The organism is Mesorhizobium sp. M2E.F.Ca.ET.219.01.1.1 (assembly GCF_004016445.2).
Lineage (GTDB): Bacteria > Pseudomonadota > Alphaproteobacteria > Rhizobiales > Rhizobiaceae > Mesorhizobium.
On sequence record NZ_SADT02000002.1, the window covers coordinates 550,192 to 574,315 of the forward strand.

A 24,124-nucleotide genomic window follows, 5' to 3' on the forward strand; every position below is an offset into this window, starting at 1 on the left:
GCTTTCTCCAAGTCTGTTCGCCGGGAGGGCGGTCAGCCCGACAATGCCCTATCGGTCCGCCACCTGCCAGCGCGGATTGATCCAGGGTTCCTGGTTGGATGGCGCCAGCGGCGTGCGGCCGAGGATATGGTCGGACGCTTTTTCGCCGGTCATGATCGACGGCGCGTTGAGGTTGCCGTTGGTCACACGCGGAAAGATCGAGGAGTCGGCGACGCGCAGTCCTTCGACGCCGATCACCCGGCATTCGGGATCGACAACGGCGGTTAAATCGTCGGCGCGTCCCATCCGGCAGGTGCCGCAGGGATGGTAGGCGCTCTCGGCATGGTCTCGGATGAAGGCGTCGAGCTCGTCGTCGGTCTGCACATGAGAGCCCGGCGAAATCTCCTTGCCGCGAAAGCCGTCGAAAGCCCTCTGCCCGAAAATCTCGCGCGTCAGCCGGATGCAGTGGCGGAACTCGCTCCAGTCGTCCGGATGCGACATGTAGTTGAAGCGGATCACCGGCTTGGCGCGGGCGTCGGGCGAGCGCAGCGTCACGGAGCCGCGCGACTTCGAGCGCATCGGCCCGACATGCGCCTGGAAGCCGTGCGCCTTCGCCGCCGCCTTGCCGTCATAGCGCACCGCCGCGGGGATGAAGTGATATTGGATATCGGGGTAGTCGACGCCGGCCTGCGAACGCACGAAGGCGGCCGCCTCGAAGTGGTTGGTGGCGCCCAGCCCGGTCTTGAAGAACAGCCACTGGGCGCCGATCAATGCCTTGGAGAAAGGATTGAGCACCGAGTTCAGCGTGATCGGCCTGGTCGATTCCTGTTGGATATAGAGCTCCAGATGGTCCTGCAGATTGGCGCCGACGCCCGGCCGGTCAGCGATCACCTTTATGCCGTTCTCCTGCAGATGCGCGCCTGGGCCGATGCCGGATAACATCAGGATCTTCGGCGAGTTGATCGACGATGCCGCGACGATCACTTCACGCCGCGCCTTAACGACCTGAATCTTTTTGTTAGCTTCGATCTCGACGCCGACCGCGCGTTGATTCTCGATCACCACGCGCCGGGCGAAGCCTTTGACCAGACTCACATTCTTGCGTTTCAGAGCCGGCTTCAGATAGGCGTTCGCCGCCGACCAGCGGCGACCGCCAAGAATGGTCTGCTCCATCGGCCCGAAGCCCTCCTGCTTGGAGCCGTTATAGTCGTCGGTGAGTTCGAATCCGGCTTGGCGGCCCGCCTCGACGAAGGCGCCGTAGAGCGGATTCTTCCGTGTGCCGCGCTGCACATGCAATGGTCCGCCGTGGCCCCGCCAGCCATCCTCGCCGCCGTCGGAATCCTCCATGCGCTTGAAGTAGGGAAGCACGTCGGCAAAGCCCCAGCCGGTCGCGCCCTGTTCCGCCCAATGGTCGAAGTCATGCGCATGTCCCCGCACATAGACCATGCCGTTGATCGAGGACGAGCCGCCGATCACTTTGCCGCGCGGCGTCGCCAGCACGCGACCGCCGAGATGCGGCTCCGGCTCGCTGGCGAACCCCCAGTCGTAAAGGCTCATATTGAGCGGGATCGACAGCGCCGACGGCATCTGGATCAGCGGCCCCATATCGGTGCCGCCGAACTCGATGACGATCACCGAGTGCTTGCCGTCTTCCGACAGGCGATAGGCCATGGCCGAGCCGGCGGAGCCGGAGCCGATGATGACGAAATCCGCTTCAAGCATTGTTCATATGCGCCATGAAATCGGCGAGCGAGACATTGCCGCCGGTTGCAACCACAAGGACAGTCTTGCCCTTCACATCCACCTTGCCGCCGAGAAGGGCGGCGAGCGACGCCGCGCCAGAAGGCTCAAGCACCAGCTTCATCCGCTCGAAGGCGATCTTCATCGCCCGCCGCACCGCGGCATCGTCGACGGTGACGCCGCGCACGCCGGCGGCGCTCACCGCCGCGAAGGGCGCGTCGCCGGGCTTGCGGGCCATCAGCCCGTCGCAGATCGATTTCGGCCCGATCGGCATCGTCTCGATCGCACCATGCGCCAGCGATGAACCCATGCCGTTGAAACCCTCCGGCTCGACGGCGATGATTTCGGTCTTCGGCGACACATAGTGGAAGGCGAGCGACACGCCGCCGATCAGCCCGCCGCCGCCGACTGAACAGAACACCAGGTCGGCATGCGCCTTCTTCGCCGCCAACTGGTCGAGCGCCTCCAGCCCGGCGCCGGCCTGGCCGGCGACGATCTCGGGATCGTCGAAGGGATGCAGCAAGGTGAGGTGCTCGGTCTCGGCGATCTCGCGCGCCTTGGCGGCGGCGACCTCCTCACGCGCTCGGTCGCCATGGTCGGTCAGCACCACGCGCGCGCCATAACCGGCCGTCGCGTCGCGCTTGGCGGCGGGCGCGTCGATCGGCATGACGATGGTGACCGGAATACCCAGCGCCTGGCCGGCGGCCGCCAGCCCCTGCGCGAAATTGCCGGAGGAATAGGCGACGACGCCTTGCTTTGCCTCGTCGGGCGAGAGCCGCTTCAGCCGCCAATAGGCGCCGCGCACCTTGAAGGAGCCGGCCCATTGCAGCGACTCCGGCTTGACGAAGACGCGCGCGGCGCCGGTTTCCCTGGCTAAGGCCGCCGACTCCAAGAGCGGCGTCACCTGCGTCGCCGTCGAGGTGACGGCATAGGCGTGCTTCAGATGATCAAGGGTAGGGACGAGAATGTCTGCCATCATTCGCCTCTCGGATACCGTTTGCTCTCTTCGAGATTGTCGAGGTTCATGTGATTGCGCATGTAGCGCTCCGACGCCTTCTGCAGCGGCTGGAAATCCCACGGGTAGTAGGCGCCGTTGCGCAGCGCCGGGTAGACGACCCAGCGGCGCGCCTGGCTTTCGCGCACGGCGGCGTCGAAGCTGGCCATGTCCCAGCGGGCGCGGACCTTGTCCATGAAGGCCGAGACCAGATCGGCGTTCGCCGGATCGTCTGCGAGGTTGTCGCGCTCGAGCGGATCGGCTTCGAGATCGAACAGTTGCGGGGCATCCAACTCGCAATGGACGAACTTGTATTTGCCGTCGCGGATGGCGACCAGCGGCGCGTAGGAGCCTTCCGCCGCATACTCGATCAACACCGGCGCCGTGCGCGCCTTGCCGTCGAGCAGAGGCAGCAGCGACTGGCCGTCCGTCCACGGCGCAATTGCCGCGATGTCGATGCCGGCGAGGTCGCAGAGCGTCGGCGTGACGTCGAGGTTAGAGACCGGCGCCTTGATCAGCCCGGCCGGCACGCCCTTGCCGGCGATCATCAGCGGCACGCGCGCGGAACCCTCGAAGAAGCTCATCTTGAACCACAGGCCACGCTCGCCCAGCATGTCGCCGTGATCCGAGCAGAACAGGATGATGGTGCCGTCGAGCATGCGGGTGCGCTTGAGAACGTCCAGAAGCTCGCCGAGCTTGTCGTCGACATAGGAAATGTTGGCGAAATAGCCACGCCGCGAACGGCGCACCTGCTCGGGCGTGATCTCGAAGGATTGATAGTCGCTGGCGCGATAGAGCCGCTGCGAATGCGTGTCCTGCTCGTCATGCGCAATGAACGGTGTTTCCGGATCGAGCGCCTGGCAGTTCTCGTAGAGATCCCAGTACTGCTTGCGCGCGACATAGGGATCATGCGGGTGCGACAGCGAGACGGTCAGGCACCACGGCCGGCGGCCCGGATCGTCCTGCTCCCGCGAGAGCTGGTAGAGCTTTTGCGAGGCCAGGAAGGTGACCTCGTCGTCATATTCCATCTGGTTGGTGGTCTCGGCGACGCCGGCGCCGGTCACCGAACCCAGATTGTGGTACCACCAGTCGATGCGCTCGCCGGGCTTGCGGTAGTCCGGCGTCCAGCCGAAATCGGCCGGATAGATATCGGTGGTCAGCCGCTCCTCGAAACCGTGCAGCTGGTCCGGCCCGACGAAATGCATCTTGCCCGACAGACAGGTGTAGTAGCCGGCGGACCGCAGGTGATGAGCAAAAGTCGGGATCGAGGACACGAACTCGGCGGCGTTGTCGTAGACACCTGTTCGCGACGGCAATTGCCCGCTCATGAAGGAGGCGCGGCCAGGCGCGCAGAGCGGCGAGGCGGTATAGTTGTTGGCGAAGCGCGCCGAGTGGGCGGCCAGCGCCTTCAGATGCGGCACGTGCAGGAAGTCGGCCGGTCCATCGGGAAAGAGCGTGCCGTTTAGCTGATCGACCATGACGATCAGGAAATTGGGTCGCCGGGAGGTCAAGGCAGGCTCCGTCCACTGAGCTTAGTTTCGAGATAGTCTTCCACAAGCGCGATCGCAGTCTGCGCGTCCGGCACGCCGTCCTTCAGCGCGCGGCGGATGTAGAGCCCGTCGATCAGCGCCGCGGTCGCTTCCGCCACGCGGTCGGCCTCTGTGCGGGGCAGGATGCCGGTCAACCCGCTCATCAGGTTCGAATGCAGCCGCCGCGCATAGATGCGCAGCAGCCGCCGCAGCTCGGTCGATTTCTGCGCCTCGACATAGAAGGCGAGCCATGCGGCGATGATCTCGGCCTGGAACTGATCGTCGGAGAAGCTGACCGCGACCACGGACGAGACGCGCTCACGCGCTGTGCCGGCGGTGTGAAGCGCGCGCCTGGTGTCGATGTTGAGCTCCGTCAGGATGTGCCGCATCGTCGCGAACAGCAGCTCGTCCTTGGCGCCGAAATAGTGATGCGCCAGCGCCGACGACACGCCGGCCCGGCCGGCGATCTCCGACATCGTCACGTCCAGCGATCCGCGCTCGCCGATCGCGGAGATCGTCGCGTCGATCAGCGCCTTGCGGCGCACGGGTTCCATTCCGATTTTCGGCATTTTGGGGGTCCGGTTCGGGTCGAGATTATTTTTTATTGACGCATCAATCAATAAAAAATCGACACCGGGATCAACCGATCGTGTCGTTCTGGCCCATGGCATGGGCTGGAAAACGGTTCACTGTTGAACAATATTGAATCACGTGCCGCCAAGGATCGTGCTAGGCTGCGGCGCAAATGGAGGCTGCCATGACCGCATGCATCGTCGGCTGGGCGCATTCGCGCTTCGGCAAGCTCGAAGGCGAGACGCTGGAGGGCCTGATCACCAAGGTTGCCGTCGAGGCGCTCGACCATGCCGGAATCGGCCCTGACGATGTCGACGAGATCGTGCTTGGCCATTTCAACGCCGGCTTCTCGCCGCAGGATTTCACAGCGAGCCTCGTGCTGCAGGCCGACGACCGGTTGCGTTTCAAGCCGGCGACGCGCGTCGAGAATGCCTGCGCCACCGGCTCGGCCGCCGTCCGGCAAGGCATCCGCGCCATTGACGCCAACGCCGCCCGCATCGTGCTGGTGGTCGGCGCCGAGCAGATGACGACCACGCCGGGTCCCGAGATCGGCAAGAACCTGCTCAAGGCATCCTACCTGCCGGAAGACGGCGAAACGCCGGCGGGCTTTGCCGGCGTCTTCGGCAAGATCGCGCAGGCCTATTTCCAGCGCTATGGCGATCAGTCGGATGCGCTCGCCATGATCGCCGCCAAGAACCACAAAAACGGTGTCGACAACCCTTATGCGCAGATGCGCAAGGATTTCGGCTATGAGTTCTGCCGCCAGGAAAGCGAGAAGAACCCCTTCGTCGCCGGTCCGCTGAAGCGCACCGACTGCTCGCTGGTCTCGGACGGCGCGGCCGCTCTTGTGCTCACGGATACCGCCACGGCGCTGAGGATGCGCCGTGCCGTCACCTTCCGCTCCAACGAGCATGTCCAGGACTTCTTGCCGATGTCGAAGCGCGACATCCTCGCCTTCGAGGGTTGCGAGCACGCCTGGAACCAGGCGCTGAAGAAGGCCGGCGTGACGCTCGACGACCTCTCGTTCGTCGAGACGCATGACTGCTTCACAATCGCCGAACTGATCGAATATGAGGCGATGGGTCTGGCCAGGCCCGGCGAGGGCGCCAGGCTGGCGCTGGACGGCACGACGGCCAAGGACGGCCGCCTGCCGGTCAATCCATCCGGCGGCTTGAAGGCCAAGGGCCACCCGATTGGCGCCACCGGGGTCTCGATGCATGTGCTGACCGCCATGCAGTTGACCGGCGAGGCCGGCGGCATCCAGGTGCCGGGCGCGAAGCTCGGCGGCATCTTCAACATGGGCGGTGCTGCCGTCGCCAATTACGTTTCCATTCTCGACCGCATCAGGTAGAAGCGGCCCGCATTAAAAGCGCCCTAAGGCGCGTGCGGGAGGCAGCATGTCCAATCCGGTTCTGATCGAAGTCACGCGCGGCGCGGTGGTCGAAAGCAGGCATCGCGGCGCGATTTCGGTCTTCGACGCCGACGGCAAGGCCGTCTGGGAGATCGGTGACACGGACCGCCCTGTATTCCCGCGCTCGGCCGTGAAGGCGATTCAGGCGCTGCCGCTGGTCGAATCAGGCGCCGCCGATGCCTACGGCTTCGGCAATCGCGAACTGGCGCTGGCGTGCGCCTCGCATTCGGGCGAGCCCGCCCATGTCGAGCTGGCCTCGGCGATGCTCGCCAAGGCAGGACTCGACAAGACGGCGCTGGAATGCGGCGCCCATTGGCCCAACCATGAGGCCACCATCGCGCTTGCCCGCGCCGGCGCTGTGCCGAGCGCGTTGCACAACAACTGTTCCGGCAAGCATGCCGGCTTCCTCTGCACATGCGTGCATGCGGGCATCCCCCATCGGGGCTACGTTAGGGAGGGACATGCGCAGCAGGAAATGGTGCGTGACGCCATGCAATCCGTCACCGGAGCCGCCCACAACGCCGACAATAGCGCGACCGACGGCTGTTCGATCCCGACCTACGCCGTACCGTTGAAGAGTTTTGCACAGGGCTTTGCCCGCATGGCGACGGGCAGGGGCTTTGCGCCCGAGCGCGCCAAGGCGGCAAAGCGGCTGCTATCGGCCTGCATGGCCGAGCCGTTCCTTGTCGCCGGCACCGGCAAGGCCGATGTCGCGCTGATGCAGGCAGCACCCGGCCGCATCTTCGTCAAGACCGGCGCCGAAGGCGTCTATTGCGCGGCATTGCCCGAACTCGGCCTCGGCATCGCCTTGAAATGCGACGACGGCGCCGGCAGGGCGGCGGAGGTGATGATCGCCGCGCTGCTGGCAAAGCTGCTGCGCGCCGATGAAGCGGTCGCGGCAAAGCTCGCTCAACTCGCGCGTCCCCCGGTCGAAAGCCGCATCGGCGCCAAGGTCGGCCTGCTGCGGCCGACGGCGGCGCTCAGCTAGCGAGGTTTAACCGGCACCGATATGCCGTGCGGGTAAGCTGGGACAAAAATTATGTGCTAGCTTCCTCCCTATCAACGGGGCGTCGGGTTTTGGCCATGCTGGAAGCGGACAAGGTGTTTGCCGGGTCGATCCCGGAAAATTACGATCGCCATATGGTGCCGCTGATTTTCGAGGCCTTTGCCGAAGAGACCGCGCGGCGGGCGGCGTCCTTCTCACCCTTGGCCCTATTGGAGACCGCCGCGGGCACCGGGGCCGTCACCCGCGCTTTGGCGCCGAAACTCTCTCCCGATGCCAGCTACATCGTGACCGACCTCAACCAGCCGATGCTCGATTATGCGGCATCGCGCCAGAGGCTCGACAGCCGCATCACCTGGCTCCAGGCCGACGCCCTGAAGCTGCCCTTCGACGATGCGTCTTTCGACCTCGTCTGCTGCCAGTTCGGCGCGATGTTCTTTCCCGACCGTGTCGCCGCCTATCGCGAGGCAAAGCGCGTCCTGAAGCCCGGCGGGCACTTCCTGTTCAGCGTATGGGATCGCATCGAGGAGAACATATTCGCGGACGACGTGACGAATGCCCTGGCCAGGATCTTTCCGCACGATCCGCCGCGTTTCCTGGCGCGCACGCCGCACGGCTATCACGACAAGGATCTGATCCGCAGCGATCTGTCAGCCGCCGGCTTATCCAATGTAGCCATCGACACCAGGGCCGAGCAGAGCTGCGCATCCTCGCCGCGCGTTCCGGCCGTTGCGTATTGCCAGGGCACGCTGCTTCGCAACGAGATCGAGGCGAGGGGGGCCGGGAGCTTGGCATCCGCGACCGACTATGCGGAAGCCGCGATCGCCGAGAGGCACGGCCGCGGCGCGGTTGCCGCCAAGATCCAGGCGCACATTATCGTGGCCGTTGCTTAGCTCACCTTGTTGCGCTCGACGGTCAGATGCGCATAGCCGCTGTCGCTTGCCTTCGCGAGGTCGCCGGTCACCGGATCGGCCCAGCGCTGACCGATGATGGCGCCGTTTCGCGCGCCGTCGATGACATTGTCCGAGATGACCGCGGTGCCGGCGCCTTCGACGACCGAAACGACAATGCCGGTGCCCGCCTGCCGGATGATGTTTCCGCTCGCCACGACATTGCGCAGATACGGTCCCCAGCCGAGTTGCATGCCGTAAAGCGGCGCGTTCTCGACCACATTGCCTGAAACCGTGGTGTCGGCCTCGGCGCTGATGCCTACGCCGAAGCCGGGCGGGTCGGCCGCGTAGGGACCAACCGTCGTGAGATTGCGCACGATGTTGTTCGAGCAGACCGCCATGCGGCCGCCCTCGTTGAAATTGACGATCGAGATGCCGTTGGCGGCGCCGTCGACCAGATTGTTACTGAGGATCGCGCCTTCGAAGGAGAACTCCGAATAGATCCCGGTCTCGCCCGAGCGCGAGCAGGTGTTGCCGGTGATCTGCAAATTGCTCGCGCTGTTGGCGCGGATCGCGGTGAAGGCGCAGTCGGAGACGACATTGCCCGAGATGATCACGTTGCCGGCGCGAAAGGCGTTGATGCCGTTGCCGTTCTGGCCGGTGCCGCCGCTTCTTGCGCCGATCCTCTGGACGCGGTTGCCGCTGACGATGGTGCCGTCCTCCGCCGCCTGCCAGCGATGCACCAGGATGCCGCCATTGGCGCAATCGGAAACGCTGTTGCCGGAAATCTCCAGCCCGCCGGCCTCGACCGAATAGATGCCGGCGTCCGCCGCGCCGGAAATGTCGCAGCGGCCGATGCGGCCGACGGCGTGCTCCAGCGCCAGCCCATTCTTTCCGCTGCCGGTCACCTGGCAATTGTCGATGATGAGATGGCCGACGCGGCGCAGATCGAGCAGCCCTTGCGTGTAGTCGGCCAGCCAGCGGTTGCTGCCGTCGAAGACGAGGCCGGTAAGCTCGATATGCTCGGCCTGCTCGGCCATCATCAGATGGCCGTTGCCGCCATAGACGATGCGCGTCGCGCCCGGCACGCCCGACAGGTGCACTCGGGCAGGCAGCTTGAGGTTGGAGACGAGATAGGTGCCGGGCGGCAGGAACACCGGCTGGTCGCGGTCGCTGGCCTCGGCCAGCATCTTGGCGAAAACCTTGCTCTGGTCGTCGACCGCGCCCGGCTGCACGCCGATCTCGGTGGCGTCGATCGAGCCGCGCATCGCAGCCATCTCTATGCCGGGCAGCGATTTCGCCGCTGCCTTGCCGGCACAGACGCCGGCGACGGCGAAGCCGGCGGCCTGGGCAAGCAACGTTCGTCTGTTCAACATCGGCACAGGTCCTGGCGTTTTGCCCCGTCCATCGCAGGAATCGTGCCAGGGTGAACTCACCGGCAAGCCGCTTGTGCAGTCGCCTCGCCAAGCCTAAGTTCATTGGATGAGCAGAGCTTTTACCCGGGAAGAAGACAGCGAAAACGCCATTGCCGGCGTCGGCGAACGTCCAGTCAGCACGCATCGCAATCTTGTGACCGAGCGTGGTCTCGCCATGATCGAGGAGAATCTCGCTGATCTGCGCGACATAATGGCCAAGGCCGAAAGGAAGGGCGATCGCGAGCGCCTCGCGGTTGTTTCACGCGACTTGCGCTACTGGACCGCGCGGCGCGAGAGCGCCGAGCTTTCGGTGCCGGAGCCGGGCAGCGACGTGGTCCGCTTCGGCATGGGCGTCACGCTGGAAGGCGATGACGGCAAGAAGGTGCATTGGCGCATCGTCGGCGAGGACGAGGCCGATCCGTCGAAGGGCAGCATTTCCCATGTCTCGCCGATGGCCGTGGCGCTGTTCGGCAAGAAGGTTGGCGATGTGGCCGCCGTGAACGGCAAGGAATGGGAGATCGTCAAGCTCTCGGACAAGGCTGAGAACTAGTTCCTCAACACAGAAGTTTTGACCGGTTGGTTGGTGTGCGTTGCAGCTCCTCTGCCTTGGCGATTGGCCGAGACGCCTATCGCGGTTGTCATCCACGGGCGGAGCAAGGAGCGAAGCGACGCGCGCAGACCCGAGGATCCATGCCGTGACTTGGAAGCGCCGCGGCGGTCCAGAAATTCTGCACCGTTGCACACTTCGGTCCAGGTAACGGAATGGATTCTAGGGTCTGCGCGCGTCGCTGCGCTCCTTGCTCCGCCCTAGAATGACGAGGTTCAGAAGCCTCCAGCTCATCGCCAACGTCTGCGCTGACTACCCAGCGGATGTTGATAGCCTTGCCCTTGAAGCCTGCAATCTTCAAAATCACTGTGTCGACGAACTAGCCGTTAGCCAACGTTGAAAGCTTGCGCAGCGCATCTTCGTATTTGTCCATGACAGCCCGAGCAGTGTTCATTTGCCGTTCGTGGCTGTCGTGGCGGATTGGCCTTAGAATGAGGCCATCGTCGGTTTCGATGATCATCGCCAACCTGAAGGTCCAGGCTGTCAAGCATTTCGCGTGGCAGCAGCAGGGCTCCCGATCCGTCCTCGAGCCCGTGGATGATTGTCGTGAACATTATCGCGCCATGGTTGTATCTATTTCCATGGAACAACCTTTCAGCCAAATCAGCAAGCCCTCACTGATCGGCCAGCAACCGATCCATCAGCCGGTTCGCCGCTTCCGGGATAACCGTCCCCGGCGGGAAGATCTCCGCCGCACCCGCCGCCAGCACCGCGTCATAGTCCTGCGGCGGGATGACGCCGCCGGCGACGATCAGCATGTCGCCATGGCCGAGCTTCTTAAGCGCCTCCCTGAGTTCGGGGATCAGCGTCAGGTGTCCGGCCGCGAGCGATGACGCGCCGATGATGTCGACGTCGTGCTGCACCGCAAGCTTTGCGATCTCGTCCGGCGTCTGGAACATCGGCCCGACGGTGACGTCGAAGCCGAGATCGGCGAAGGCGCTGGCGATCACCTTCTGGCCGCGGTCATGGCCGTCCTGACCCATCTTGGCGACCAGGATGCGCGGCTTGCCGCCGGATTTCTTCTCGAACGCCTCGATCTTCTCCTGCAGCGGGTCGAGCGCCGGATTGTCGCCGAGCGCGTCCCGGTAGACGCCGGAGATCGTCTGCACCGCAGCCGTATGCCTGCCGAACACTTTTTCCAGCGCCAGAGAAATCTCGCCGACGGTGGCGTTGGCGCGCGCCGCGCGGATCGCGAATTCGAGCAGGTTCTCGCCGCTTTCGGCGGCGCGAGTCAGCGCCGCCAGCGCGTCCTCAAGTGCTGCGACATCGCGGGTGCCCTTCAGCCGCTGCAGCTTCGCCAATTGCCGGGCTTTCACTTCGGCATTGTCGATCTTGAGCACATCGACTTCGATGTCGGTCTGAGGCCGATGTGCGTTGACGCCGACCAGAATTTGCTCGCCGGAATCGATGCGCGCCTGGGTGCGCGCCGCCGCTTCCTCGATGCGCAGCTTCGGAATGCCTTGCTCGATCGCCGCCGCCATGCCGCCGAGGCTTTCGACCTCCTCGATATGGGCGAGCGCGCGCGCCGCCAGATCATGCGTCAGCCGCTCGACATAGGCCGAGCCGCCCCACGGGTCGATCATGCGCGTGGTGCCGGATTCCTTCTGCAGGATGAGCTGCGTGTTGCGGGCGATCCGCGCCGAATGGTCGGTCGGCAGCGCCATCGCCTCGTCGAATGAATTGGTATGCAGCGACTGGGTGTGCCCCTGCGTCGCGGCCATCGCCTCGATCATCGTGCGGGTGATGTTGTTGTAGGGGTCCTGCGCCGTCAGCGACCATCCGGAAGTCTGGCAATGGGTGCGCAGCGACAGCGAGCGCTCGTCCTTCGGCGCGAAATTCTTCTGCATCAGGCTCGACCACAAAAGCCGCGCGGCCCTGAGCTTGGCGACCTCCATGAAGAAGTTCATGCCGATCGCCCAGAAGAACGAAAGCCGCGGCGCGAAGCGGTCGATGTCGAGGCCTGCGGCGACGCCGGCGCGCGCATATTCGATGCCGTCTGCGATCGTATAGGCAAGCTCGAGGTCGGCCGTCGCTCCGGCTTCCTGCATGTGGTAGCCGGAGATCGAGATCGAGTTGAACTTCGGCATGTTATGCGAAGTGTAGGCGAAGATGTCCGACACGATCCGCATCGATGGCTTCGGCGGATAAATGTAGGTGTTGCGGACCATGAACTCCTTCAGAATGTCGTTCTGAATGGTTCCGGCGAGATCCTTTTGCGCGGCGCCCTGTTCCTCCGCCGCGACGATGTACAGCGCCATAATCGGCAGCACGGCGCCGTTCATGGTCATCGACACGGTCATCTCGCCCAGCGGAATGCCGTCGAAGAGCTGGCGCATGTCGAGGATGGAATCGATCGCCACACCCGCCATGCCGACATCGCCGGCGACGCGCGGATGGTCGCTGTCATAGCCGCGATGCGTGGCGAGGTCGAAAGCGACCGACAGGCCTTTCTGGCCGGCCGCGAGATTGCGCCGGTAGAACGCGTTGGACTCTTCCGCCGTCGAGAAGCCGGCATATTGCCGGATCGTCCACGGCTGCTGGACATACATCGTGGGGTAGGGGCCGCGCACGAACGGCGGCAGGCCCGGATAGGTGTCGAGATTGGCGAGCCCCCTGAGGTCGCCCTGCGTGTAGAGGTGTTTCACGGCGATGCCTTCCGGCGTCATCCGCTGGCCCTTGAGCTCGACCGGCGCGCGGCGCGGCGCCGACCAGCCGATCTTGCTGAAATCCGGGATCATGATCCGGCTCCGATCGACTGGTCGATGCGCAGCGGAAACAGCGGCTCGCAGGTCGCTACGCCTTCCGTCAGCGCCGGCCGCCGCTCTTGCGGCAGCGTCTCGACCGGGCGCTCCGTGCCGACGCGGTACAGCGTCGTGCCGACAATGCCGCGTCCGCCCGACCGGTAGGCGCCGTTGCGCTTGGCGGCGGCGGTCTGCACGCGGTTCTGGATATAGCCCTGCTGCAGGCTGGCAAGCACGCCGCCTTCGGCCTCTATGCGCTGGAATTCTTCCCAGGCGGCAGTGCAGAGATCGTCGGTCAACGCCTCGACCGCGCCCGAGCCGCTGGCAGGGTCGGCAACATGGCCGAGATGGCTCTCCTCGGCCATGATGAGCTGGGCGTTGCGGGCGATGCGGCGGGCAAAGCCGGCAGGCAATCCATGCGCGATCGTGTGCGGCAGGATCGAGATCGAATCGGCACCGCCGGTTGCCGCCGCGAAGGCCGCGATCGCCGTGCGCAGGATGTTGGTCTCCGGGTCGGCCATCGTCATCATGCGGTAGGAGGTCTCGGCATGGATGCTGGCGGTCGAGGCCGGGATCGAGCAGGCTTCCTGGATGCGCGCCCAGAGCTTGCGCAAAGCCCGCACCTTGGCCATCGACAGGAACTGGTCCTGATCGACGCTGAGCGCGAAGCCAATATATGGTGCTGCATAGACCAGCGGCTGGCGCGCCTTCTCGAACATCCTGAGATAGGACACGACGGAGGCCATCATCGTGCCGAGCTCCTGCGCCTCGGTGGCGCCGGCATTGTGGAAGACGCGGCCGTCGGCCTCCAGCAGCACGCCCGGCACGCCCATCGAGAAGAAATGCGCCAGCGACTGCGGCATCGATTCCTGCAGCGCCTCGATCGAGGTGCGCAGCCTCCCGGTGCCTGCGAAGATCGCCGCCGGGTCGATGCCGAAGGAGAGGTTGAGCTTGGTCGGATCGGAGCGGCGTTTGCTCAGGAAGGCGAGCAGCCAGTCGGCCACCGCGCGGCTCCAGGGATGCACGTCGATGCGCACCTGCACGCGGTTGAGCGGCACGCCGTCGAGCACCGCTTCCAGTGCTTTCGCGGTGCGCGGCAGGCCGTAGCCGAAGGCATTCGGCGCGCCCTCGAAGACAAGCGACAGGCCGGTGGCGCCTTGGGCGATGTCTTCCAGGGCTTGCGCGCTGGCCCGGGCGATGTCCGGGTCGTCGACACGCTGGCTGACGATCCAGGGTGCGGTCGGATTTGTGCGCAGCAACGGCTCTGCAGCCGTCGAACGCTGGCTGAGCGGCTCGATGCGGATGCCGTCATCGGTGTGGGAGACCAGCTTTTCCTCGAAGGAACCGCCGGCAAGCGCCTTTTCCGCCAGCGCCCGCCAACGCTTGGCATCCGGGTTCGGAAGGTCGACATCCCTTGTCAAGGCGCCGGCGCCCATCGCTCCTCCTCGCTTCTCGGCCGCATCAGCCTGTCCAGCCAATCTAAGGTCGGGAACCGGATATCACAATGCGTTATCCGTCCGGGTTCTCTCGCGGTCAGCCAATCGATTGCCAAACATGCGCAAAATCCGCAAGCGCCAATGGCCAAATTCCGGGCCGGTCCCAAACGCGATGCTGGGCATTGCCGCATGCGACGAGCGTTACTATACCTCCTTGTGAGGCCCTTGAGCGGAACAGATTGCGGAGACCGGACATATGGCTGACGAGACCAGCATCTTCATCGGCGCCAGCCGCAAGCCCGACGATTCCTACCAGCGCGCCGAAGAGCTGCTGCTGCGCTACGGCAACCGCCACGGCCTCGTCACAGGCGCCACGGGCACAGGCAAGACAGTCAGCCTGCAGATACTGGCCGAGGGCTTCTCGAATGCCGGCGTGCCGGTGTTCTGCGCCGACATCAAGGGCGACCTTTCCGGCATATCCATGATGGGCGAGGCCAAGGATTTCCTGGTCAAGCGCGCCGGCGAGGTGAAGCTCGATCCCTACCAGTTCCAGGAATTCCCGGTCATCTTCTGGGATCTGTTCGGCGAGCAGGGCCATCCGATCCGCGCCACCATCTCCGAGATGGGGCCGTTGCTGCTCTCGCGGCTGATGAACCTCACCGAAGCGCAGGAAGGCATCATGAACATCGCCTTCCGCATCGCCGACGAGGAAGGCCTGCTGCTGCTCGATCTGAAGGACCTGCAGGCGCTGCTCGCCAACATCGCCGAGCGCGCCGACGAGCTCAGCGCGCGCTACGGCAATGTCACCAAGCCCTCCGTCGGCGCCATCCAGCGCACGCTCCTGGTGCTGGAGCAGCAGGGTGCCGCGAACTTCTTCGGCGAGCCGGCGCTGCGTATCGCCGACATCATGCGCACCACGCGCGACGGCCGCGGCGCGATCGGCGTGCTCGCCGCCGACAAGCTGATGATGAACCCCAGGCTTTACGCCACCTTCCTGCTCTGGCTAATGTCGGAACTCTTCGAGGAACTGCCCGAGGTCGGCGATCTCGACAGGCCGAAACTGGTCTTCTTCTTCGACGAGGCGCATCTTTTGTTCGAGGACGCGCCGAAGGTGCTGATCGACCGCGTCGAGCAGGTGGTGCGGCTCATCCGCTCCAAGGGCGTCGGCGTCTATTTCGTCACCCAGAATCCGCTCGACATTCCGGAGAAGGTGCTCGCCCAGCTCGGCAACCGCGTCCAGCACGCGCTGCGCGCCTATACCCCGCGCGAGCAGCAGGCGGTGCGCACCGCGGCCGAGACCTTCCGGCCCAATCCCGATTTCGATTGCGCCACGGCCATCACCCAGCTCGCCACCGGCGAGGCGCTGGTCTCGATGCTGGAGGACAAGGGTGTGCCGGCCATGGTCCAGCGCACGCTGATCCGGCCGCCGTCATCGCGGCTCGGACCGATCACACCCGACGAGCGCCGCAAGATCATCGCCGAGAGCCCGGTCGCCGGCCAGTACGACCAGGTTGTCGATCGCGAATCGGCCTTCGAGATGTTGCAGAAGAAAGCCAAGGAGGCGCAGGACGCCGAGGCGCAGGCACAGCAGCAGAACAGCGGCGGCTCGCGCTGGACCATTCCCGGCTTCGACGATGTTTTGGGAACAGGCAACCGGCGGTCTTCCAACCGCCAGACGGTGGCCGAAGCCGCCATCAAGTCGGTGGTGCGCTCGGTCGGCTCCTCCGTCGGCCGCGCCATCGTGCGCGGCATCCTCGGCAGCCTGGCGCGGGGGCGCTAGAGCGCCGCGGCGAGCGTCCGCGTCTCAGCCTGCCAGGTCAAACACGCGACCGTCCTACCGCGGTATGCTCGCCGTCGTGGGCGGGCAGCTTCCGCATTCCGGCGATTGGTCTGACGCTCGCCTCCCAAGCGAATTGCTTATGGCGCCCTGACCCGTCAGAGGCTACTTTTTGTTACCTCACGACGAAAAAATCTTACTTGAGAACAAGCAGATAGCATCAGCCTCATCTAAAGTTTTCGTGAGAGACGTTTTTCCTCGCCGAACCGCAATTTCGTGAAATACCGGATGCCTCAAATCATGGCTGTTGCATGGTTGCCGTCGGATCGGGATCCGAGGGCTTCTACCAACCATGCGCTTGATCACGATTTGTTTTGCCTGGGGAACCGAAAACACGTGTTGAGGTTGGGCCAAGACGGGCGGAGGCTGAGCATCAGGAGGCCCGGTTGCGGCGCGACGATGACTTACCGGCCCTGTTGTCGGAGATCGCTTCCGACAGGGCTCCCTTGCCGAACGCGAAAGGCGGATTGTCGGCAAGGCATACCCAACAAATCCAGCAATTCCTGGAGGAGAATTTCTCGCGCAAGCTGTCGCTGGCCGAGATGGCGGCGGTGTGCGACTTGTCCCCTTACCATTTCGCCCGCGCTTTTTCGAAGACGTTCGGCGTGTCGCCGTATCAATATGTTCTGGGCCTTCGCCTCGACCTTGCCCAGAAGCTGCTTGCCGACAGCCGCATGTCGATCACGGACATTGCCGATCTGGCCGGCTTTTCGAGCCAGAGCCACTTCACCACGATGATGAGGAAATATCGCCATGCGACACCTCAGCAGGTGCGCACGGGGCAGCGCGGCTCACGATCGAAAAAATAAGATCATTCTAAATTAGCAGTATGCAAGTTGAATGCCTCCTAATTAAAGTTATTGCTTGAGTAACTCACTGTTAACTACCGATTTCTCACTGGATATTTTTAGACAGAACAGCAATTTATTGGAATACCTCAGTTCAAAAACATGACCTCTTGAAGCAATTCCGGCTGTTTCGGATTCTGATTTGGCTGCGAGGGGACATGAGCGACGACACGGCGATTCGCCGAAGCCTTTCCGAGGAGATCGGTTATTGGCTGGAGTCGGCCGCAAGGACGCTCGAGAAGCGCTATGGCAATGGCGTTCCACAGGCCAAGCAAGACATCCTGCTTGCGCACTATCTCTATGGCCTCACCGCTGTCGTCCATGCCGGCGAGACACCTCACTCCCATCTCGCCGTTATGCGCTCCTATCTCGGCCGTCTTCTTCCGGAAGATCGGGTCGCCCAGGCGCTCCGGGCCGTGCCGGAAGAGGGAGACTCCTGGCTTGAAAACACGCTCGATCGCGTCGAGGCGATCGGCGAGAAGCAAGGCCATGCGTTGCTGGCCCAAGGCATCGATATCGTCATTCCATTTCCTAGCAGACACGCATCGGCGGCAGGGTCGGCGGAACCTGCCATGATCGAGCGCGACTCACCAAAGGAGGCACTCTCGCAATGAATCTCGGGCAAGCACGAATCATCCGGCATGGATCGGCCGGCTTCGCTGAAAGCTGGATCTCGGGCGCCGCCGACAGCCGTTCGCTTCGGCGCCGCCTGATGGCGATGCTCCGCAAGGCGCATCGCGTGCTCGGCATGCGGCGCAGGGGCATGGGGCTCGGGACATTGGGTGCCGGCGGAACCTTGGCGGTGGTGCTGGCGGCAATCGGCGTCGTCGCCCTCCCGCAGAGCGCCAGCGCCGCGGACTACGCCGCGGGCGGTGGAACCGCGACGGCGGGCTCCGGGGTGGCGATCGGCGGGGGCAGCCAGGCGACTGGCTCGGGCAGTCCCGTGGCCATCGGAACGAGCGCCAACGCATCCGTGACCACCGGAGCCGGCTCTCCGATCGCCATCGGCATCGGTGCCACTGCAAGCGGAGCCGCCGGCGTGATGACTCCAGGTGGCTTTACGGCCTTTGAAGCGATTGCGATAGGCAATGGCGCGAACGCAACGGGGCAGGTCAGTACGGCGACAGGCAGCCGAGCTCGAGCGACGGGGAACTTCAGCACGGCGACTGGCTCGTTCGCCACTGCGACGGCTGACCGCGCCACGGCGATGGGTATCCAGGCCAATGCGGGAGCTGTGAGCGCCATAGCGATAGGTGACCAGTCCGCTGCAACCGGGCTGCGCGGCATCGCGATTGGAGAGCAGGCGGCGGCGTCCGGGTTGGATTCCCTTGCTCAGGGTAGCCGCACGATTGCAAGCGCCCAGAATGCCGTCGCGCTCGGCTTCCAGGCGAACGCGACCGCGATAAACTCCGTCTATCTTGGCGCGCGCACCGTCCCGACATCGGGCGCTCTCGCGGAGAGCGCCATCGCCATTGGCACGGATGTCACGGCATCGGTAGCCGACGCCACCGCGATAGGACGCCAAAGCGTGGCGTCGGCCCAGTTTGCCACCGCGATCGGGACGAGTTCCACCGCGAGCGGGATAAGCTCGGCAGCATTCGGCCCCAATGCCAATGCGTCGGCCAACTTCGCGCTGGCCTTGGGCAATGCGTCCGTATCGAGCGGAGTAGGTTCGGTCGCGGCTGGCTCGGGATCCCAGGCCACGGGCGTGTCAGCCACTGCGCTCGGCAACAACGCCGCGGCGACCGCCGCGAACGCAACCGCGCTGGGGCTGGGCGCCACTGCGAACGGTGTAGACGGCACGGCAATCGGCAAGCAAGCCAATGCGAGCGCGCAAGACGCCATCGCCATGGGCACGACCTCAAAGGCGAGTGGCACCGCCAGCACGGCGGTTGGTAACGTCGCCGTTGCCAGCGGCGCCAACGCCTCCTCATTCGGATCCGGAGCGAATGCGGCAGGAGACAATTCTCTCGCTGCCGGCGTCAGCGCCAGCGCTGGAGGAAGCGCCAGCACCGCTCTCGGCATCGGGACCGTAGCCAGCGCCGACAATTCCACTGCCGTCGGACGCGAAGCCCGCGCCACCGGACTCAACAGCACCGCGCTCGGCCGCGGTGCCCAAAGCACCGCCCAGAACTCCATCTCTCTCGGCGCAGGCACGAGGGCGACCGGGATAGGTGCCGTCTATGTCGGCTCGAGCACCTTTGCAACGAGCGCCAGTGGAGACAACGCCATTGGCATCGGCACGGACGTGACGTCATCCGCGGGCGACGCCCTCGCAATGGGACGCGAGAGCCAGGCGACGGCAACCAACGCCATTGCGGTCGGTCTGCAGTCCGCTGCGCTCTCCGCCGACTCCATCGCCATGGGCACGGGCGCGACCGCCGATGGCGGCAAGGCCGTTGCCATCGGCGCCGGCAACACAGCCTATGGTGACGGCGCGGTCGCCATCGGCGATCCGAGCTATGCCAGCGGCACCGGCGCCTTCACCGGCGGCGCCAACAACATCGCCAACAGCGACGGCACGGCCACCGCCACCGCCGCCAATATGGCCAACGGTGCCGTCGCCATCGGCAACGGCAACAAGGCGATCGGGCAGGGCTCGGTCGCGCTCGGCAACGGCTCCACCGCCGGCGCCGCTGGCTTCGTCGGCAATGTCGCGCTGGGCAATGGCGCCACCGCGGCGGCTAGCTCCGGCGACGTGGCGCTGGGTTCCGGTTCGGTGACCACGGCGGCGGTCGGCACGGCCAGCGCCGTAGTCAACGGCACGACCTATGCCTTCCAGGGCACCACGCCGACCTCGACGGTCAGCATCGGCGCGCCCGGCGCGGAACGCACGCTCACCAATCTCGCGGCGGGGCGCATCAGCGGGTCTTCGACCGATGCGGTCAATGGTTCTCAGCTCTTCGCGACCAATCAGGCCGTAGACAGCCTCGCCAGTACGGTCACCAACATCAACACCGGCGGCGGCATCAAATATTTCCATGCCAATTCGACGCTGCCGGATTCCCAGGCGCTCGGGACGGATTCCGTCGCGATCGGCCCGAATGCCGTGGCCAACAACGCCGGCGACGTGGCAATTGGTCTGAATTCGGTGTCCGGCACCACGACCGCGGTCGGCGGCACGACGATCGGCGGCGTCGCCTACACCTTCGCCGGTACCACGCCGGCCGGTGCCTTCTCGGTCGGCACAGTCGGGGCCGAGCGTCAGATCCAGAACGTCGCGGCCGGACAGTTGAGCGGCTTGTCGACCGACGCGGTCAACGGCTCGCAGCTCTTCGCCACCAACCAGCAGGTGACGAAGAACACGACCGATATCGCTGCCAACACCGCCGACATCACCAACCTCGGCAACACCATCAACAACATAAACACCGGCGGCGGCATCAAGTATTTCCACGCCAATTCGACGCTGGCCGATTCCCAGGCACTGGGGACGGATTCCGTTGCGGTCGGCCCGAATGCCGTCGCCAACAATGCCGGCGACGTGGCGATCGGCCTGAATTCGGTGTCCGGCACCACGACCGCAGTTGGCGGCACGACGATCGGCGGCGTCGCCTACACCTTCGCCGGCGGGACGCCGGCGGGCGCCTTCTCGGTCGGCTCGGTCGGCGCGGAGCGGCAGATACAGAACGTCGCGGCCGGACAACTGAGCAATGGCTCGACCGATGCCGTGAACGGCTCGCAGCTCTTTGCCACCAACCAACAGGTGACGCAGAACACCACCGACATCGCCGCCAACACAGCCGACATCACCACGCTCGGCAACGCGATCACCAACATCGCCGGCGACACCTCGACGGCCTATACCGACGCCAATGGCGACGGCATCCGCTATGTCCGCACCAACGACACGACGCTTCCGGTCACCGACGCCTTCGCGCAAGGGGTCGGCTCCTCGGCGCTCGGCTACCAGGCGACGGCCTCTGCCGCCAATTCGCTGGCGCTCGGCCGCGGCACCACGGTCTCCATCACCGACGGCGTGGCGCTCGGCTCCGGCTCGGTTTCCGATCGCGCGGTGGCGCCGGCATCGGGATCGATCCTCTCCGGCACCGGCCTCATCCCCTACAACACCGCGGACATGAGCCTGCTCGGCGCCGTCTCGGTGGGCACCTCGACCTCTTACCGCCAGATCATCAACGTGGCCGATGGCACGCAGGACCAGGACGCCGTCACGCTTCGCCAGTTGAAGGGGGCCCTGAGTTCCTTCGCGGTGACCGGCACCATGTACTTCCACGCCAATTCGACGGCCTCGGACTCGCTTGCCGTCGGCGCCGAATCGGTTGCGGTCGGTCCGCGCACGACCGTCAATGGCGACAACGGCATCGGCATGGGCAACGGCGCCATCGTCCAGCAGACCGCGCCTGGCGGCATCGCCATCGGCCAGACGGCGACCGTCAACCAGGCCGACAGCATCGCGCTTGGCACCAACTCGACCGCCAACGGCGCCCAGTCGATGGCGCTCGGCGCCGGCGCCACCGCCAACGAGCCGGGCAGTGTCGCGCTCGGCGCCGGCTCGAAGACGGCGGCCGCGGTCGCCACCACGGGCACCACGATCAACGGCGTCGCCTACACCTTTGCCGGAACCAACCCCACGAGCACGGTGAGCGTCGGCGACGTCGGCAAGGAGCGCACCGTCACCAATGTGGCGGCGGGTCGTATCAGCGCCACCTCGACTGACGCCATCAACGGCAGCCAGCTTTACGCGACCAATCAGGCTGTCGAAGCCGTGCAGGGAAGCGTCGGCAACCTCACCGAGTTCTCTGTCCAGTATGACAAGAACCCGGACGGCACCAAGTCCAACTCGCTGACGCTCGTCGGCGGCGACGTGAATGCGCCTGTCGTCATCCACAATGTCGGCGCGGGCACCGCCGACACCGATGCGGTCAACGTGCAGCAACTCAATCTTGGGCTGGCGACGACGCTCGACAACTCGAAGACCTACACCAACCAGGTGGCGGCCACGACGCTGCAGCAGGCCAATGCCTATACCGACTCCAAGCTCAGCCAGCTCAACATGGATATGGGCGAGGCTCGCGGCGAAGCGCGCCAGGCGGCCGCGATCGGCCTGGCGGCCGCATCGCTGCGCTATGACGACCGCCCGGGCAAGCTGAGCGTGGCGGCGGGCGGCGGCTATTGGCGCGGCGAGGGGGCTGTCGCCTTCGGCGCCGGCTACACCAGCGAGGACGGACGCGCCCGGGCCAACGTGTCCGGCACGACGGCCGGCGGGCACTGGGGTGTCGGCGCGGGTGTCAGCTTTACCCTGAACTGAGTTTATTTATGGTCAGGCAAGCCGGCTCTGCTGTCGCAATCTGCATGACTTGCATGCTCCTGTCCGGCCCGCGCGCGGCCGGGCAGGAGGCGGCCCCGCCTGCCTATCGGATAAAACCTTCGGACGTTGCAGTACCAGCGGGCGTAAAACTCGGCGACTACCAACGGACCACGCGCCCGTTCGAGAACTGGACGCTGATCTGCGACGAGAACCTGCAGGCCAGGAAGAAGGTTTGCAACATCAGCCAGTCCTTCATCGACCAGGGCCAGGCCCTGGTCTTCAGCTGGTCGCTGGCGGCCGACGAGAAAGGCAAACCCTTCATGATCTTGCGGACCCCCAGCCAGGCTGGTGCGGGAAGCAAACTCTCGCTCAAGCTGGCCGGCCGCAAGCAGTCCGTCGACGTTCAACTGCAGGGCTGCGATGCGTCGGTTTGCGTCGGCTATGTGCCGGTAGGCCCGGTCCTTCGCGACCAGATCGGCAAGGAGACCACCGTCCAGGTTTCCTATTCCCTACCGTCGGGAGCGACCGTCAGCCTCGATGCTCCTTTCAAGGGGCTCAAGACCGCGCTGTCGACCATCAAATAGAGAGATCAGCGATATGACCCGCCAATCCATCGAGGACAGAATCCTAAACCGCCCCCAGCCCGCTCCGCTGCCGGAACCGCCTGCAAGCCCGCCGCCGGCGCGCTCATCGGCCTGGCGGCTGGTGCGAAACACCGCGCTGCTCGGCGCCTTCGCCGTCCTGGTCGCGGCGGCGGTCGTCTCGTCGCTCCGCTTCTTTCCGGCGCTGGGCGAATTCGTCGCGGGCACCGCCTCGGCGCAATCGCAGGCGCCTGCCGCTGCCAAGCCGACCGACGTCAAGCCCGTCGCGGAAGATGCTTCGGGCGTCAGAACTCCCTTCCAGACGCATGCGAGCCAGGCAGGCGTCCACACCTGCGCCAACCTCTTTGCCGCGCTCGGGCAGGCGCTGACCGCGGGATCGACCTATGCGATCCAGACACAGTGGGACAACACCTCGCCCGATACCCATGCCGTGCAGGCCGTCGCCGGGATGAGCTACGATCTGCCGGACTACAAGACGCAAGCCGCCGGCGTCGTCATTGCTTCGCCCGTCGGCCAAAGCTGCGAGGGGAGCCTGGTGCGGGTGGCGCCTTTCCAGAAGTCCTGCCAGGAGGTCGCGCAGACCCTGCCGAAAGGCAGCGTTCCGGCAGACAATCTGTCGAACACCAGCCTTTTCAACCTGGCCAACAATGGCGGCCAGGCCCTGCTGGTCCCCACCGGCAACACCTGCATCGTCGTCTCGGTCGCGCGCATGGGCGGATAGCGGCCGGGCACGGTTATCGATTCCTCACAGCTGCAATCGGGAGCTACGAAAATGCTGATCGACCGTCGCCTCTCACTCCCGCTGCTGGCGGCACTGGCCGGGCTTACCATCGCAGCCCACGCCGCTGACCTGGTGGCGCCGCCGCCGGCTGAGACAGGTGAGGAAAAAGGCATCTGGGGCGCGATCGCCTATTCGCCGGATGACGGCCGTCACGGCTTCTTCTGGGGTGCCGACAAGCGCCAGGAGGCAGAAGACATAGCGCTCAAATATTGCGAGAACGCGGACGGCAAGGGCTGCAGGGTGGTCGAAGTTTTCCGCAACCATCGCCACTGGGACGATGATGACGGCACCGGCTTTCCCTACGAGCATTGCGCCGCTCTGTCGGTCGGCAAGAGCCGTGGCGCGGCCACCCCGTTCTGGGGCGTGGCATCGGCCACGACCCGCAAGGATGCGCAGGACAAGGCCACGGCGCAATGCGGCGGCGAAGGGAAGGAGTGCAAGATCCGCGAGTGGGTCTGCACCTGACTTC

General features: G+C 65.1%; 19 protein-coding genes. 11 read left to right on the forward strand and 8 right to left on the reverse strand.

The annotated features are described in order from the left end of the window. Positions 1-48 precede the first annotated feature (48 nt). The 4 genes from betA to betI are packed head-to-tail and all read right to left on the reverse strand — an operon-like array spanning position 49 to position 4,811. Complete coding sequence (gene betA, locus EN862_RS12995; protein WP_127867151.1) at positions 49-1,701, reverse strand: choline dehydrogenase; 1,653 nt, start codon at positions 1,699-1,701, stop codon at positions 49-51. Further along, a complete protein-coding gene (locus EN862_RS13000) occupies positions 1,694-2,698 on the reverse strand; it encodes a threonine/serine dehydratase (protein WP_189401767.1) in 1,005 nt (334 codons plus the stop codon). Before EN862_RS13000 ends, betA begins: the two co-directional genes overlap by 8 nt. Then, complete coding sequence (betC, locus tag EN862_RS13005; RefSeq protein WP_127867152.1) at positions 2,695-4,224, reverse strand: choline-sulfatase; 1,530 nt, start codon at positions 4,222-4,224, stop codon at positions 2,695-2,697. The genes EN862_RS13000 and betC overlap by 4 nt, the downstream gene beginning before the upstream one ends. Further along, a complete protein-coding gene (gene betI / locus EN862_RS13010) occupies positions 4,221-4,811 on the reverse strand; it encodes a transcriptional regulator BetI (protein WP_127867153.1) in 591 nt (196 codons plus the stop codon). Before betI ends, betC begins: the two co-directional genes overlap by 4 nt. 188 nt (positions 4,812-4,999) lie before the next feature. Between betI and EN862_RS13015 the strand changes: the two genes are divergently transcribed. The 3 genes from EN862_RS13015 to EN862_RS13025 all read left to right on the forward strand — a co-directional run bounded on the left by EN862_RS13015 (position 5,000) and on the right by EN862_RS13025 (position 8,122). Next, positions 5,000-6,166: an acetyl-CoA acetyltransferase gene (locus EN862_RS13015; RefSeq protein WP_127867154.1), complete on the forward strand. Its 1,167-nt coding sequence runs from the start codon at positions 5,000-5,002 to the stop codon at positions 6,164-6,166. A gap of 46 nt (positions 6,167-6,212) precedes the next feature. Continuing rightward, the gene (locus tag EN862_RS13020) at positions 6,213-7,214 is read left to right on the forward strand and encodes an asparaginase (protein WP_127867155.1); all 1,002 of its coding nucleotides are present in this window, start codon (positions 6,213-6,215) and stop codon (positions 7,212-7,214) included. 95 nt (positions 7,215-7,309) lie between these two features. Continuing rightward, a complete protein-coding gene (locus tag EN862_RS13025; RefSeq protein ID WP_127867156.1) occupies positions 7,310-8,122 on the forward strand; it encodes a methyltransferase domain-containing protein in 813 nt (270 codons plus the stop codon). Here EN862_RS13025 and EN862_RS13030 read toward each other — a convergent pair. Continuing rightward, entirely contained in the window at positions 8,119-9,495 is a 1,377-nt protein-coding gene (locus EN862_RS13030) for a TIGR03808 family TAT-translocated repetitive protein (protein WP_127867157.1), read from the reverse strand. The two genes, EN862_RS13025 and EN862_RS13030, sit on opposite strands and share 4 nt — an antisense overlap. 106 nt (positions 9,496-9,601) lie before the next feature. Between EN862_RS13030 and greA the strand changes: the two genes are divergently transcribed. Continuing rightward, positions 9,602-10,084, forward strand: coding sequence for a transcription elongation factor GreA (gene greA, locus EN862_RS13035; RefSeq protein ID WP_127867158.1), 483 nt, complete (start codon positions 9,602-9,604; stop codon positions 10,082-10,084). Between the two features lie 376 nt (positions 10,085-10,460). On the opposite strand, the gene EN862_RS36825 is transcribed toward greA, so the two are convergent. The 3 genes from EN862_RS36825 to EN862_RS13050 form a co-directional block, all read right to left on the reverse strand. Further along, entirely contained in the window at positions 10,461-10,607 is a 147-nt protein-coding gene (locus tag EN862_RS36825) for a hypothetical protein (protein ID WP_245519567.1), read from the reverse strand. A gap of 148 nt (positions 10,608-10,755) precedes the next feature. Further along, positions 10,756-12,879, reverse strand: a complete 2,124-nt coding sequence (gene scpA / locus EN862_RS13045) for a methylmalonyl-CoA mutase (RefSeq protein WP_127867159.1) — start codon at positions 12,877-12,879, stop codon at positions 10,756-10,758. Next, positions 12,876-14,318, reverse strand: coding sequence for a methylmalonyl-CoA mutase subunit beta (locus EN862_RS13050; protein WP_127867160.1), 1,443 nt, complete (start codon positions 14,316-14,318; stop codon positions 12,876-12,878). The genes scpA and EN862_RS13050 overlap by 4 nt, the downstream gene beginning before the upstream one ends. A 256-nt stretch (positions 14,319-14,574) precedes the next feature. Here EN862_RS13050 and EN862_RS13055 point away from each other — a divergent pair, with 256 nt between their 5' ends. The 7 genes from EN862_RS13055 (at position 14,575) to EN862_RS13085 (ending at position 24,120) form a co-directional block, all read left to right on the forward strand. Next, positions 14,575-16,098, forward strand: coding sequence for a helicase HerA-like C-terminal domain-containing protein (locus tag EN862_RS13055; RefSeq protein WP_127867161.1), 1,524 nt, complete (start codon positions 14,575-14,577; stop codon positions 16,096-16,098). Between the two features lie 443 nt (positions 16,099-16,541). Then, positions 16,542-16,964: an AraC family transcriptional regulator gene (locus EN862_RS36830; protein ID WP_245519568.1), complete on the forward strand. Its 423-nt coding sequence runs from the start codon at positions 16,542-16,544 to the stop codon at positions 16,962-16,964. 197 nt (positions 16,965-17,161) lie between these two features. Further along, positions 17,162-17,617: a hypothetical protein gene (locus tag EN862_RS13065; protein WP_127867162.1), complete on the forward strand. Its 456-nt coding sequence runs from the start codon at positions 17,162-17,164 to the stop codon at positions 17,615-17,617. Next, positions 17,614-22,272, forward strand: coding sequence for a YadA-like family protein (locus EN862_RS13070; protein ID WP_127878546.1), 4,659 nt, complete (start codon positions 17,614-17,616; stop codon positions 22,270-22,272). The genes EN862_RS13065 and EN862_RS13070 overlap by 4 nt, the downstream gene beginning before the upstream one ends. A gap of 44 nt (positions 22,273-22,316) precedes the next feature. Further along, entirely contained in the window at positions 22,317-22,856 is a 540-nt protein-coding gene (locus EN862_RS13075) for an invasion associated locus B family protein (RefSeq protein WP_245519569.1), read from the forward strand. Between the two features lie 13 nt (positions 22,857-22,869). Then, a complete protein-coding gene (locus EN862_RS13080; protein ID WP_127867165.1) occupies positions 22,870-23,595 on the forward strand; it encodes a hypothetical protein in 726 nt (241 codons plus the stop codon). Positions 23,596-23,646: 51 nt separating this feature from the next. After that, on the forward strand, positions 23,647-24,120 hold the full coding sequence (locus tag EN862_RS13085) for a DUF4189 domain-containing protein (protein WP_127867166.1): 474 nt from the start codon (positions 23,647-23,649) through the stop codon (positions 24,118-24,120). Positions 24,121-24,124 lie beyond the last annotated feature (4 nt).